The organism is Kitasatospora sp. NPDC005748 (assembly GCF_040630735.1).
GTDB lineage: Bacteria > Actinomycetota > Actinomycetes > Streptomycetales > Streptomycetaceae > Kitasatospora.
This window is the reverse complement of the sequence record NZ_JBEXYD010000005.1, coordinates 193,583-206,429: the sequence shown is the minus strand read 5'-3', so window position 1 is coordinate 206,429 and position 12,847 is coordinate 193,583. Positions and strand designations below refer to the sequence as shown.

Below are 12,847 nucleotides of genomic sequence, written 5' to 3'. Positions count from 1 at the left end.
TGCCCCTCAGCCCTGGTACTGGACGACGATCTTGGTGAACTCGTACGGGGACTGCGCGACGCCGCTGCAGGCGTCGGCGTCCGTGCCGGAGCCGCAGGCGCGGTCGCGGTTGACCGACCAGAAGGCGTACCGGGCCAGGTGGTGCTGCTGCGCGTAGCCGAGGATGGTCCGGAAGTCGGCGGTGGTGACCGTCTCGCCCGCCTCGTCGGTCTTCCCGTTCATCGAGGAGACGCCGATGTGCCGGTACGCGGCGTCGTCACCGTAGCCGTAGGCGCTCTTGACCGCCGCCTTCAGGCCCTCCAGCGCGCTGACCGAGGCCTGGCCCATCGGGCCGGTGTGGCCGCCGAAGTCGAACGGCATGATCACCCAGCCGTCGTTGGCGAGGCCGGCCTGCGCGCCGCGCTTGATCAGGTCCTTCCCGGTGGCGTCCGGGCCGCTCGGGGTGGTGCCCATGGTCACGTAGGTGACGATGCCCGGGTTCTTGGTCTTGACGATCTTCAGGGCGTCGACGACGCGCTGACGGACCGTCGCGTTGGAGAACTCGGTGTCCTCGATGTCGATGTCCAGCGCCTTGAGCTTGTAGGCGTCGATCACCTTCTGGTACGCGCCGGCGAGCGCGCTCGCGCTGGAGCACTTCTCGCCGAGCTTGTTGCCGCTCCAGCCGCCGACCGAGATCACTACGTCGCCGCCGGCCGCCCGGATGGACTTGATCGCCGCTTCGTCGGACCCACCGGTCAGCGCCCGGCTGCCGTCCCACTTGGGGTTGCAGCCGCCGTCGGAGAGGACGAACGCGAGGGTGAACCACTTCACCCCGGTCGCCTTCATCACGTCGGTGGGCTTCTGCGGGCTGCCCCAGCCCAGGTACTCGTACGGCGCGGCGGCCATCGCGGGCACGGCCGCCGCCGGGGCGGGAGCGGCCTGGGCGGCTGACGCGGCCGGGGCGGCTGTCGCGGTGGTCGCCGAGGCCAGCAGCAGGGCGGCCGAGCCGAGGACGGCGGCCACCGACGGGGCGGTCGGACGGACTCCGATAGATATGGGCATGCCAACTCACTTTCGCCGATCCACCGCCTGCGACGGCGGATCGAGGGGGAGACGGGCGAGGCGGAGGGGGGAGCGGAGCACTCGGGGCGGACGGCGGCGACCACAGCGGGCGCCTACAGAATCGGGGCGGCGCGGCGCGCGGTCAATGGCTTTCGTTAGGAAAGTTTCCCAACTGTCACCGGAGTAACCCCCTTGCCGGCCGAGCGGCTTGACGAAATAAGTAATGCTCCCTAACTTGAACCCCCCGGCACCCCGCCCGGCGCCCCACTCCCCCACGTTCGGAGGCCCCGGTGTCCCCCGGCCTTACCCGAAGAATCGGCCTCTTCCAGGCCACCGCGCTCAACATGAGCCAGATGTGCGGCATCGGCCCCTTCGTCACGATCCCGCTGATGGTCGCGGCCTTCGGCGGGCCGCAGGCCGTCATCGGCTGGATAGCCGGCGCCGTCCTGGCCCTCGCCGACGGCCTGGTCTGGGCCGAACTCGGTGCCTCCTTGCCGGGAGCCGGCGGGACGTACGTCTACCTGCGCGAGGCCTTCCAGTACCGGACCGGGCGACTGATGCCGTTCCTCTTCGTCTGGACGGCCATGCTCTTCATCCCGCTGATCATGTCCACCGGCGTGGTCGGCTTCGTCCAGTACCTCGGCTACCTCTGGCCCGGCATGACGAGCGGCCAGGGCGATCTGGTCGGGATCGCGTTCTGCGCGCTGGTGGTGCTCCTGCTCTGGCGGCGGGTCGAGAACATCGCCCGGCTCACCACCGTGATGTGGGGGGTGATGATCCTCTCGGTGCTCGCCGTGATCGTGGCCTGCTACACCCACTTCAGCCCGAGCCGCGCCTTCGACTGGCCCGCGCACGCCGTCGAACTCACCCACGGCCAGTTCTGGATCGGCTTCGCGGCCGGCCTCACCATCGGCATCTACGACTACCTCGGGTACAACACCGCCGCCTACGTCGGCGCCGAGGTCCGCGACCCGGGCCGGGTCCTGCCGCGCGCCATCGTGCTGTCCATCGTGGGCATCATGACCATCTACCTGCTGCTGCAGATCGGCGTCCTGGGCGCGATGGACTGGCACGCGATGCTCGACCCGGAGTCGGTGGCCTCCAAGTCGGTCGCCTCGGCGGTCCTGGAGAGCACCTGGGGCAAGGGCGCCGCCCAGGTGGTCACCGCACTGATCCTGGTCACCGCCTTCGCCTCCGTCCTCGCCGGCCTGTTCGGCGGCTCCCGGGTGCCCTACGACGCGGCACGCGACGGCGTCTTCTTCCGGGCCTTCGGCCGGCTGCACCCCAGGCACGGCTTCCCCGTCCTCGGCCTGGCCGCCATGGGCGTACTCACCGCGGCCGGCTTCCTGCTCGGCCGCCACCTCGGCGCCAGCACCGACCACCCCCCGCTGACCCTGCTGATCAACCTGCTCACCACCGTGATGGTGATCGTCCAGGCCCTCGCCCAGATCGTCGCGGTCACCGTCCTGCGCCGCCGCCAGCCCGGACTCGTCCGGCCGTACAGGATGTGGCTCTACCCGGCGCCCGGCATCGTCGCGGCCGTCGGCTGGCTGGTCATCTACGGCTACGCGGACCGCAACGCGCCCGGCTTCCACCCCATCGAGTGGTCGCTGGCCTGGGTCGTCGCGGGATGCGGCGCCTTCCTCCTCTGGGCCCGCACCGAACGCACCTGGCCCTTCGGCCCCCGCGAGATCCGCGAGGAGTACCTGAGGCCGACCACCACGGCGGACGCCACGGCCTGACCTGTCCGTTGACGCGACGGCGGCCCCGGAGCTTCGGGGCCGCCGTCGCGTCAGCGGTCCCCTCGGGCCCGCCTCACGCGGCGCCCCACCCCTCGGGCCCGACCTCCGCCCACACGATCTTCCCGACTCCCGGGCGAGGACCACAACCCCAACGGCGCGAGAGGGACTTGACGAGGAAGAGCCCCCGCCCTGACTCGTCGTCGGAGCCACCGGCCCGGAGCACAGGCTCCCTGTCCGCCCGAGCATCGTGCACCTCGATCCGCAGCCACGAGGCGCAGACGGACATCACCAGCCGGACCCGGTTGCCGCCGGGCGTCCCGTGGAGCACGGCATTGGTCACCAGCTCCGAGACGATCAACAGCCCGGCCTCCGCGAAGCATTGGCCATCCGGGACCTCCACGAGCAGTTCTTCGAGCAGCCGCCGGGCATCACCCGGCGATCTGTCGCTGCGCAGCAGCCAGCAACTGCGCTCATGGATGACGGCGACCGGGCTTTCGGGCGTTCCGGACATGGGGGAACCACCTTCCGCATGCGGGGGATCAGGAGGCATCGGCAGACAAGGCAGACGGCGACACATGTCACCGTGCGTCATCGCTCCATCACCATCAGCATGGAGCATGGCTCAGCTCCCTCGCAAGCCATGTCGAGCAAATATGAAAACTTTCAGTTCAGATGCCAAGGTGGCGCCCATAAGCTCGGGTTGGCAGTGGCGAACCATCACCCGGGACGTGCACACTGGTGCACGGACAGCTCTGGAGGGGTTACACAGATGGCGGTTGCAGTGCCGGCTGTGCGCTACCGGCGCATCGCGGCGGAGCTCAGGAGGCTTCGGGAGCTCAAGAACCTCTCGGCCGAGGAAGTCGTCGCCCAGGTCGACGGCGTCAACCTCGTGAAGCTCAGCAGATACGAGAACGCCCGGGTCCAACTGAAGCCCGAAGTGGTCCGCGCGCTCCTCGACTTCTACGAGTGCGACGAGGAGCTGAAGGAAGTCCTGGTCGAGATCCTCCGGGACAAGCGCCGACCGGGCTGGATGGCCGGATACGAGCAGCTGAACCCGCTCTACACCGACCTGATCCGTCTCGAAGAGACAGCGATCGGCAATAGGTCATACGAGTCGGCCTATATCCCAGGATTGCTCCAGACTCGGCAGTACGCCCACGCCATCATCGCCAGCGGCGTCCTGACGAAGACCAGTGTCGAAGAGCGCGTCGAGGTCCGGATCAACCGTCAGTTCGTCCTGACTAGAGCCGAGAACCCCCTCAAGCTGTGGGCCGTCATCCACGAATCAGCCCTGACCATGACCGCGGCCCCTGGCGTGATGGTCGACCAGCTGGACAAACTTCAGCAGTTCAGCAAGCTCCCCAACGTCAAGATTCAGATCATGCCGGCCATGGCACCGCCACACCCCGGAATGACCGGCTCCTTCGCTCTCCTGGAATTCCGGCAACGGGATCTCGATCTCGTGCTGCTCAGCGGAATGCTGAGCAGCGACTGGGTGGAGGACCCCGATCACGTCGACCTCTACCGAGCGGCATTCGACGAGATCATGGCGACCGCCCTGGATCTCGACCAGTCGTTCAACCTCATCGCAGAGAAGAGAGACAAGCTCAAGTGACCCACTTCCCCGTCGCCTCAGCCCTTCCCGTGAAATGGAAGAAGGCACTGGCCAGCAACCCGAACGACAACTGCGTCGAGTGCGGGGAACTTGAGGGCGCCATCGTGGTCCGGGACAGCAAGGACGCCCACGGCCCCGCGCTCGACTTCCCCGCCGACGCCTGGCGGGCCTTCATCGCCGGAGTCCGCTCCGGCGACTTCCCCGCCGGGAGCTGACCCTCCGGAGCAGCCGGCGGCCCCGCGCCGAATTGGCGCGAGGCCGCAACCCCGGTGTCCCGAACTCCGAGGTGCGGGGTCAGAAGGCCGCGGCGACGCCCGGGGGCGGGTTGATGCCGAACTCGGACGCCAGCAACTCCACCAGTTCCTCGGGGCTTTCGAGCTCCCGGGCGGTGGTCGTGCCCGCCGCGTCGGTGTGGGTGAAGGTCTTCCCGTCGAGCCGCACGTGATCGGCGGTCCGGGTGCGCTGGAGGTAGAACCGACGGAACGGCGAGCGCGGGTAGGTGGCCACGAACCAGTTGGACATCGTGAGGTCGGGCGCCGGGACCGGGTCCAGGGTGAAGGCGTGCTGGTCCTCCCAGACCTCGCCCGTCCTCGCCTGCAGCACCCAGATCGGCGCGGGGCCGTCCGCCTCCTCGACGACCAGCCGGTGGGTGCGCCCGGCAGCCTCGCGAGCTTCACCGGGGATCATCGGGAGCGGCTCCAGCAGCCCGCCGATGGACCCGAATCCGACGTCGACGAGGTGGCGGCCGGATTCGCCGGGCACCTGGACGGCCAGCACCATATGGGTCCGCGGTCGGACCTCCCCGGCACGCGCGCCGACCCGCACCCGGCCGGTCAGCCGGGTGACCCCGAAGCCCAACTCGTCCAGCACCGCAGCGAACAGGGAGCTGTGCTCGAAGCAGTAGCCGCCGCGGGAGCTGTCGACGAGCTTCGCCTGGAGCTCACCGACATCCAGCGACGGCACCGAGCCGGTGACCACGTCGAGGTTCTCGAACGGGATGCCGAGGATGTGCGCGCGGTGCAGGGAGCGAAGGGTCGCGGCGGTGGGCGCGGACTCGCCCTCCCATCCGATACGGGCGAAGTACTTCTCCAGATCGACAGTCATTCCACCACGGTACGGACCGAGCGGTCCGGCCGGCCTCCGCCGCTGGTCCCGGTCGCGATCGGCCGAGCGGCCTAGGCTCTGCCGCCGGGTCGGTCCCGGCTGGAGGATCATGGTCCGGCCCTGAACGGCGGGAACACGGACGACTACGCGCGGTTTCCCGCCGCCCAGGACGCCCCCGTCCCGACCCGGCACCGCGATGCGAGAGAATGAACCCATGAACGACGACCAAACCCCACCCGCCTCGGCGATCGAGCGCCGGCAGCGGCTCCTGGACATCATGCGGAAGGACGGCGGCACCTGGGACTGGCACCGGGCCCGCGAGACCTACCTGCCCCGCCCGGACCCGCGCACCGTGCGCCGTGACCTCCAGTTGCTCGCCAAGGCCAAGCAGATCTTCCGCGCCGAGGACGGTGGGTACCAGGCTGTCGGCTAGGCGCGGGCCGGGGCCCGCGGCCCGGGCGGCGCGCGGTGGCCCTCGCCGCTACACGCCGAGGGCCACCGCGCCGAACCGTCCGACCCGGCGGACCAGGGCGGCCAGGCCGAGGTAGGCCACGAAGCCGGCCAGGCTCGGCACGGGCCCGGTGAGGAACAGTTCACCGCGCATCAACGAGATCACGTGCAGCAGCGGCACCGGCACCGTCAGGAGCGTCCAGACGGCCCGCAGCGCCACCTGGGCCGGCGTCGCGACGTCCGCGCCGCCGGCGTTCCGGAAGGCCAGCCCGGCCACCAGGGCGAGCACCGCACTCACTCCGGTGACGACGGCGGCCGCGGTGGCCCAGGGCCCGCCCGGCGCGAAGGCCGCCCAGGCCGCGACGGCCAGCACGACCGTCACCTGGGCGTAGGCGGTGGACGCGCGCCGGAAGTGCGAACCCTTCTCGGACGCCGCACCGCCGCCCGACCGCGAACCTCGGGCGGCGGCGCCCGGCGGGACGGCTCCGGGGGGCACCGTCGCCTCCACCACCGTGACCGGCGGCGCCGCCGGCCGATCCGGCCGGGCGGGGTGGACCGCGGCCCGGGACACCGGCTCCTGGACGCGCCGCACCGCCGCCCGGGAACGCCGGAACGCGGCAGCGGCCTCCGTGCGCCGGCCCGCCATCGTGAGGGCGGAGCCGAGCAGGGCCAGCGCCCACACCTCGGCGGACGCGTCGTCCTGCTCGGCGGCCAGCGCCACCGCCTCGTGCAGCGGGTCGACGGCCTCCAGCGGTCGCCCGCCGTCGTGCAGGGACCTGCCGAGGCCGCTCAACGCCGCCGACAGGACGGCCGGGGAAGCACGCTCCCGGGCCGCTACCTCATATTCCTTGACGTGTAAGGGCTTTGGACATCGAGAGGATGCCCACGGACGCCGCTGCCCGGCACGGCGGACCCCACCGGCCCCGGGCGCCCCGGGGGTGCTCCCGCCCCCGCCGGAGCCCGGGCCCGCGGGAGGGGCGGTTCACGGGGGCGGCGAGGGGAACAGTGGGAAGTACGACCTACCCGGTCTCCTGCCGCCCGGGCCGCGCCCGGCGGTTCGTCCGCTGTTCATACGGCGCTCGCCCGGCGGCGGGCACCCGTTGGGTCGGTGGCGGCAGGGTGGTGACACCCTGACAGGACGATCCCGGGACGGACATCGTGACCGAATCGCGCGCACCGCGCTGGCGCCGAAGCCTCGCCTTCCTCCTCGTCGCCGCCGCCGGGCCGGCGGGGCTGCTGAGCGCCTCGCCCGCCCGCGCGGCCTCGACCGACGACATCCGGATCAACGAGGTGGTGACCACCGGGGACGTCGACGACTCCGTCGAGCTCTACAACAAGGGCACCACCGCGGTGGACGTCTCCGGCTGGATCCTCAAGGACGACGACAACGGCTCGAAGTACGCGATCGCCGCCGGCACCACGCTGGCCCCCGGCGGGTTCCGCGCCTTCGACGTCCACGGCGCGTTCGGCCTGGGCTCCTCCGACAAGGCACGGCTGTACCTGCCGAACGGCAGCACCCTGGTCGACAGCTTCAGCTGGAGCGAGCACTCCGCCCCGTCCTGGTCGCGCTGCCCCGACGGCACCGGCGCCTTCCGCAAGGCGGCGCTCACCCTGGGGGCGGCGAACGCCTGCGGCAGCACCGGCGGCACCTCGCCCGTGGCCTGGCCGGGCAGCGGGACGGTGGCGAACGCCGACGCCTCCAACGTCTTCGGGTCGGACCTCAGCGGTCTCTACCAGGAGGGCGGCGTGCTGTGGGGGGCGCAGAACTCCGGCAAGCTGTGGCGGCTGGTGCCGAACGGGTCCGGCGGGTGGAAGCCGGACACCGCGAACGGCTGGACGGCCGGCAAGAAGCTGCGCTTCCCGGGCGGCTCCGGCACCCCTGACAGCGAGGGCGTCACCCTCACCGGCGCCGGCGCCTCGGGGGGCGTGTTCGTCGCGAGCGAGCGCAACGGCGACGCCTCCGGCACCAGCAGGCTCTCCGTCCTGCGGTACGACGTGAGCGGCACGGGCACCACGCTGACCGCCGCGAAGGAGTGGAACCTGACCTCCGCCCTGCCGTCGGTGGGCTCCAACCTCGGGCTCGAAGGCATCACCTGGATCCCCGACGGCTATCTGACCGGCGCCGGGTTCACCGACGAGTCGACCCACGCGGCCTACAACCCGGCCGGGTACGGCGCGCACGGGGGCGGGGTGTTCCTGGTCGGCGTCGAGGGCGGCCAGATCTACGGCTTCGTCCTCCAGGACAGCGGGGCGTTCACCAAGGTGGCCACCCTCGGCAGCGGCATGGCCGGGGTCATGGAGCTGCAGTGGGAGCCGCAGGCCTCCCGGCTCTGGGTGGTGTGCGACGACACCTGCGACGGCCAGCACCGGACGATGCAGGTCGGCGCGGGCGGCACCTTCGTCACCACCGCGGTGTTCAACCGGCCGAGCGGCCTGGCCAACCTGAACAACGAGGGCTTCGCCCTGGCCGGCGCCGGGGAGTGCACCGCCGGCGCCAAGCCCGTCTACTGGGCCGACGACAGCAACACCGGCGGCCACGCGCTGCGCCGGGGCAGCATCAGCTGCTGACCGGGAGGCACCGCCGTGGTCCGGGCCGCTCCGGCCGGGGCCACGGCGCGATGGTCCGGTCGGCCGGTCCGCCGGAGCGGCGGGGCCGCGGTCCGTCAGAGCGGCACGCCGTGGTCCGCCAGGGCCGAGCGGCGCTCGAAGACCTCGGGCCGCGCGGTGTCCAGGGCGGTGGCGACGGCGCCGAGCAGCACGGCCTGCTCCCCCAGCCCGCTCGGGGCGAGCTTGGGGCGCAGCGGGGTGAGGCGGTGCAGCTCGCGCTCCAGCGGTTCCAGCAGGAGGTCGGCGCTGCCGCCGACGCCGCCGCCGAGCACCACCAGGTCGGGATCGAGCACGGCCGCGAGCACGGCGATCGCGTACGCGAGCTGTTCGGCCTCGCGCTCGACCGCGCGGGCGGCGAGCGGGTCGCCGGCCCGGGCCGCGTCGAAGACCTGCTTGGCCGTCAGCGGGCCGCGCATGCCGAGGCCCAGTGCGGTGCGGACCACCGCGTCGGCCCCGGCCTCCTGCTCGATCGTCCCGCCCGGCTCGCCGTCGGCTCCGGGGGGCAGCGGCACCAGACCGACCTCGCCGGCCGCGCCGTGCGCGCCGGAGAGCAGTTCGCCGTCCTTGAGGACGCCGACGCCGAGGCCGGTGCCGATCAGCAGGTAGGCGAACATCCGGCTGCCCCGCCCGGCGCCGAGGGTGAACTCGCCGAGGGCGGCGAGGTTGGCGTCGTTGCCGACGGTGACGGCGGTCTCCAGCCCCGCCGCGATCCGGTCGAACAGACCGCGTCTGCCCCAGCCGGGCAGGCTGGTCGCGTACCGCACGCCGCGCCGCTGCTCGTCCCAGACACCCGGGGTGCCGATCACCGCGTGCACGATGTCGCCGGCCGCCAGCCCCGCCTCGGCGGCGGTCTCCCGGGCGGCCGCGACCACGGCGTCGGCCACCGCGTTGGCCGAGCGGCCCTTGTTGGGCACGTCCCGGCGGGCGACGATCCGCCCGGCGAGGTCGGCCACCGCGACCCGGAGCCAGCCCCGGCCGATGTCCACGCCGAGTACGTGGCCGGCCGTCGGGTCCGGCTCGTAGAGCACCGCCGTCCGGCCGCGCTCGGGGACGAACCGGCCCGCCTCGCGGGCCAGTCCGGCCTGCTCCAGCGCGGCCAGGGCGGCGGAGACGGTGGGCTTGGACAGCCCGGTGTCCCGGGCGAGCTGGGCGCGTGAGGAGGGGCCACCGGTGCGCAGCAGTTCGAGAAGCAGCCATTCGTTGTTGCTCCGCAGTCGCTGCCGGTTCCACGGCTGCGCCGGCGTCGCGCCCGGCGGAACGGTGGTCGGCAGGTGGCGGCTCATCGGTTCCTCCGGTCTGGGGCGTGCTCGGCGCCGTCGTCGGCGCCTGTGGCCTGCGCTCAGGCCTCGCCCAGTATGACCGGTCGTCAATCCGTCCATCGGCTGGAACCTCTCGGGGGGCAGGTGCCGCTCCGCACCCCGATGACCTGGCATGTCCTCAACCAGAGGAGGTGCGGGGGCGGCCCCGGCGGCGGTCAGCCGACCCAGCCACCGGTGAGCTCCTGCACCGCGGAGCCGTCCAGATCGGCGAGCTTGGCGCCGACGAAGGCGCGGGCGGTCTCGGAGGTCTGCATCCGGAACGGCGGCTGCTCGGCGGTCAGCGCCTCCACCACCGACTCGGCGGCCTGCTCCGGGGTCTGCGCCCGGGTGAACGCCGCCCGGGTGCGGGCGGCGTAGGCGTCCAGCGCGGGGGCGTAGGGGCCGGCGGCGGCCAGCAGGGCGGGGACGTCCAGGCCCTGGTTGGCGACGAACTCGCTGGCCACCGCGCCCGGCTCGACGACGGTGACCTTGACGCCGACGGTGGCGGCGACCGGCGCCAGCGCCTCCATGAAGCCTTCGACGGCGAACTTGGCCGCGCAGTAGGCCTCGTTGAAGGGCTGCCCGACCACGCCGCCGACGCTGGTGACGGTGACCACCCGGCCGCCGACGGCCCGCAGGTGCGGCAGCGCGGCGCGGGTGACGTCGACGACACCGAAGAAGTTGACCTCCATCGTGGCCCGGACCGGCTTCAGCCCGTCCTGCTCGACGGTGCCCACGTAGCCGGCTCCGGCGTTGTTGACGACGGCGTCGAGGCGCCCGTGCCGGGCGACCACACCGGCCACGCAGGCCTCGACCGACCGCGGATCGGTGACGTCCAGCCGGGCCACCTCGATCCGGTCGGCGACGCCCGCCGCCTCGGCGGCGGCGAGCAGCGCGCCGGAGCGGCCGGTGTCACGCATGGTGGCGACGACGTGGTGCCCGGCGCGGGCGACGGCCACGGCGGCGGCCAGGCCGATGCCGGAGGACGTACCGGTGATCAGGGCGATGCGGGCGGTGGTCATGAGGGTGCTCCCGACGGCTCGGATTTGCGTGCGTGCACACACACCATAGATCCGTGTGTGCGCACACGCAAACAGGTAGGGTGTCGGCATGGCGCGTACCGAACTCACCCTGGGCGAGCTCACCGCCCGCGACCACGCCTTCTACGGGCTCGTCTGGGCCGGCACCACCCTCAGTGCCAAGGTCGACCAGGCCCTCGGCAAGGCCCACGACCTGCCGCTCTCCTGGTTCGAGGTGATGCTCTGGCTGCACGGGCAGGCGGAGCCGGTGGCCGCCTCCGACCTCGGCGCCAAGACGCTGCTCAGCCGGAGCCAGGTCTCCCGGGTGGCCGACTCGCTCCAGGCCCGCGGCCTGGTCGAGCGCGTCCCCTCCCCCGTCGACGCCCGCTCGGTGCGGATCACCCTGACCCCCGAGGGCCGCCGGCTCTTCGCCGCCGCCGACGCCACCCGGCGCGCCGTCCTGGCCGAGGCCTTCGACGACCGGCTCGACGACGCGGACATCGCGGCCCTGGAGGTCGTCTGGGCCAAGCTCAAGCAGCCGCCCGCACCCGGGGCCTGACCGCGCCGCACGCGCCGCCGGCGCGCCGGACGACCTGCACTTCGCCGCGCCGCACGCGCTCGGCCCGGCCGCCGCCGGGGCGGCCGGGGACGACATCGCCGTCCTGGCCGCCCCGGCCGCACCGCCGCACGGCCGTCGGGCTCACAGCTTGGCGAGCGCCTGGTCCAGGTCGGCCCAGAGGTCCTCGGGATGCTCGATCCCTACGGCGACCCGGACGGTGCCCGGGCCGATGCCGGCCGCCGCCAGTTCCGCGTCGTCGAGCTGGCGGTGCGAGGTGCTGGCCGGGTGCAGGACGAGGGTGTGCACGCCCCCGAGCGAGGGGGCCAGCGAGGCCAGCCGGACCGACTCGGTGAAGGCCCGGGCCGCCTCCCGGCCGCCCGCCAGGTCGAAGGCGAGCACCCCGCCGTGGCCCTCCGGCAGCAGCCGGCGGGCGAGCTCGTGGTCGGGGTGGGCGGGCAGGCCCGGGTAGTGGACGCCGGTGACGGCCGGGTGACCGGCCAGCCGGCCGGCCAGCTCCCGGGCGCTCTCGCAGTGCCGGCGCACCCGCAGGGCCAGGGTCTGCAGGCCGCGCAGCGTCAACCAGGCGCTGTGCGGGTCGGCCGAGGCGCCCAGTTCGACCGCGTAGTGCCAGACGGTGCGGTGGAGTTCGGGGTCGGCGAAGACGGCGATCCCGGCCAGCACGTCGGAGTGCCCACCGAGGTACTTGGTGGCCGAGTGGACCACGATGTCGGCGCCGTGCTCGATCGGCCGGCAGAGCAGCGGGGTGGCGAAGGTGTTGTCCACCACGCTGAGCACCCCGGCCTCCCGGGCGACCCCGATCAGCCCGGGCAGGTCGGTGACGCGGGTGGTCGGGTTGGAGATCGTCTCCAGGTGCAGCAGGCGGGTGTTGGGGCGCAGTGCGGCCCGCACCTCCTCCGGGTCGTCGCCCCCGACGTGGGTGACCTCCACGCCCCAGCGCCGGGCGAGGTCGGCGAGCATCGCGAAGGTGCCGCCGTACAGGCTCCGCTGGGCGATCACGTGGTCGCCGGAGCTCAGCAGTGCGAGCAGCACGGTGTTGATCGCGCCCATGCCGGAGGCGGTGGCGATCGCGCCCGCGCCGCCCTCCAGCCCGGCGACCGCCTGCTCCAGCGAGCGGACCGTCGGATTGCCGTATCGGTTGTAGAGGAAGGCCTCGTCCGGTCCGGCGAAGGCGCGCGTCAGGGCGTCGTTGTCCTCGAACGCGAACAGGTGGCTCTGGTGCAGCGGCACTCCCATCGGGCGGCTGCCGGTCACCTCCGGGACGGGCGGGTGGACGATCCGGCTCTCGGGGCGCAGCGCGCTGTCGAAATCGCTCATACCGCTCATCCTCGACCGGTCCGCTCCGCCGGGGCCAGGGCCAATCCCGGGCAAGTGGCCTGCCGCGGCCCGGTCCG

13 protein-coding genes are annotated in these 12,847 nt (G+C 72.9%); 6 read left to right on the top strand and 7 right to left on the bottom strand.

The genetic code is table 11. The annotated features are described in order from the left end of the window. Positions 1-6: 6 nt before the first annotated feature. Entirely contained in the window at positions 7-1,041 is a 1,035-nt protein-coding gene (locus tag ABZ495_RS06720) for a chitinase (RefSeq protein ID WP_359834760.1), read from the bottom strand. A gap of 290 nt (positions 1,042-1,331) precedes the next feature. Here ABZ495_RS06720 and ABZ495_RS06715 point away from each other — a divergent pair, with 290 nt between their 5' ends. Beyond that, complete coding sequence (locus ABZ495_RS06715) at positions 1,332-2,783, top strand: APC family permease (protein ID WP_359804721.1); 1,452 nt, start codon at positions 1,332-1,334, stop codon at positions 2,781-2,783. A 73-nt stretch (positions 2,784-2,856) separates the two neighbouring features. Here the strand turns inward: ABZ495_RS06715 and ABZ495_RS06710 are convergent, their stop codons facing one another. Further along, on the bottom strand, positions 2,857-3,294 hold the full coding sequence (locus ABZ495_RS06710) for an ATP-binding protein (protein ID WP_359804719.1): 438 nt from the start codon (positions 3,292-3,294) through the stop codon (positions 2,857-2,859). Between the two features lie 258 nt (positions 3,295-3,552). Between ABZ495_RS06710 and ABZ495_RS06705 the strand changes: the two genes are divergently transcribed. Beyond that, positions 3,553-4,398: a helix-turn-helix transcriptional regulator gene (locus ABZ495_RS06705; protein ID WP_359834758.1), complete on the top strand. Its 846-nt coding sequence runs from the start codon at positions 3,553-3,555 to the stop codon at positions 4,396-4,398. Between the two features lie 29 nt (positions 4,399-4,427). Beyond that, positions 4,428-4,613, top strand: coding sequence for a DUF397 domain-containing protein (locus tag ABZ495_RS06700; RefSeq protein ID WP_359804716.1), 186 nt, complete (start codon positions 4,428-4,430; stop codon positions 4,611-4,613). A 79-nt stretch (positions 4,614-4,692) separates the two neighbouring features. Here ABZ495_RS06700 and ABZ495_RS06695 read toward each other — a convergent pair whose 3' ends face one another. Continuing rightward, complete coding sequence (locus ABZ495_RS06695; protein ID WP_359804714.1) at positions 4,693-5,502, bottom strand: arylamine N-acetyltransferase; 810 nt, start codon at positions 5,500-5,502, stop codon at positions 4,693-4,695. Between the two features lie 214 nt (positions 5,503-5,716). On the opposite strand from ABZ495_RS06695, the gene ABZ495_RS06690 reads away from it, so the two are divergent. Further along, positions 5,717-5,935 carry a hypothetical protein gene (locus tag ABZ495_RS06690; RefSeq protein WP_329491412.1) on the top strand — a complete coding sequence of 73 codons (219 nt, stop codon included), beginning with the start codon at positions 5,717-5,719 and terminating at the stop codon, positions 5,933-5,935. A 48-nt stretch (positions 5,936-5,983) separates the two neighbouring features. Here ABZ495_RS06690 and ABZ495_RS06685 read toward each other — a convergent pair whose 3' ends face one another. Continuing rightward, positions 5,984-6,745, bottom strand: a complete 762-nt coding sequence (locus tag ABZ495_RS06685) for a hypothetical protein (protein ID WP_359834757.1) — start codon at positions 6,743-6,745, stop codon at positions 5,984-5,986. A gap of 365 nt (positions 6,746-7,110) precedes the next feature. Between ABZ495_RS06685 and ABZ495_RS06680 the strand changes: the two genes are divergently transcribed. After that, positions 7,111-8,520 carry a lamin tail domain-containing protein gene (locus ABZ495_RS06680; RefSeq protein ID WP_359804710.1) on the top strand — a complete coding sequence of 470 codons (1,410 nt, stop codon included), beginning with the start codon at positions 7,111-7,113 and terminating at the stop codon, positions 8,518-8,520. 95 nt (positions 8,521-8,615) lie between these two features. Here ABZ495_RS06680 and ABZ495_RS06675 read toward each other — a convergent pair whose 3' ends face one another. Together ABZ495_RS06675 and ABZ495_RS06670 are read right to left on the bottom strand one after the other, a co-directional pair. Continuing rightward, positions 8,616-9,842: an ROK family transcriptional regulator gene (locus ABZ495_RS06675; protein ID WP_329491409.1), complete on the bottom strand. Its 1,227-nt coding sequence runs from the start codon at positions 9,840-9,842 to the stop codon at positions 8,616-8,618. A gap of 191 nt (positions 9,843-10,033) precedes the next feature. Then, a complete protein-coding gene (locus tag ABZ495_RS06670) occupies positions 10,034-10,879 on the bottom strand; it encodes an SDR family NAD(P)-dependent oxidoreductase (RefSeq protein WP_359834755.1) in 846 nt (281 codons plus the stop codon). Positions 10,880-10,967: 88 nt separating this feature from the next. On the opposite strand from ABZ495_RS06670, the gene ABZ495_RS06665 reads away from it, so the two are divergent. Further along, positions 10,968-11,435, top strand: a complete 468-nt coding sequence (locus tag ABZ495_RS06665; protein WP_359804706.1) for a MarR family transcriptional regulator — start codon at positions 10,968-10,970, stop codon at positions 11,433-11,435. Positions 11,436-11,576: 141 nt separating this feature from the next. On the opposite strand, the gene ABZ495_RS06660 is transcribed toward ABZ495_RS06665, so the two are convergent. After that, positions 11,577-12,770, bottom strand: coding sequence for an aminotransferase class I/II-fold pyridoxal phosphate-dependent enzyme (locus ABZ495_RS06660; RefSeq protein ID WP_359834753.1), 1,194 nt, complete (start codon positions 12,768-12,770; stop codon positions 11,577-11,579). Positions 12,771-12,847 lie beyond the last annotated feature (77 nt).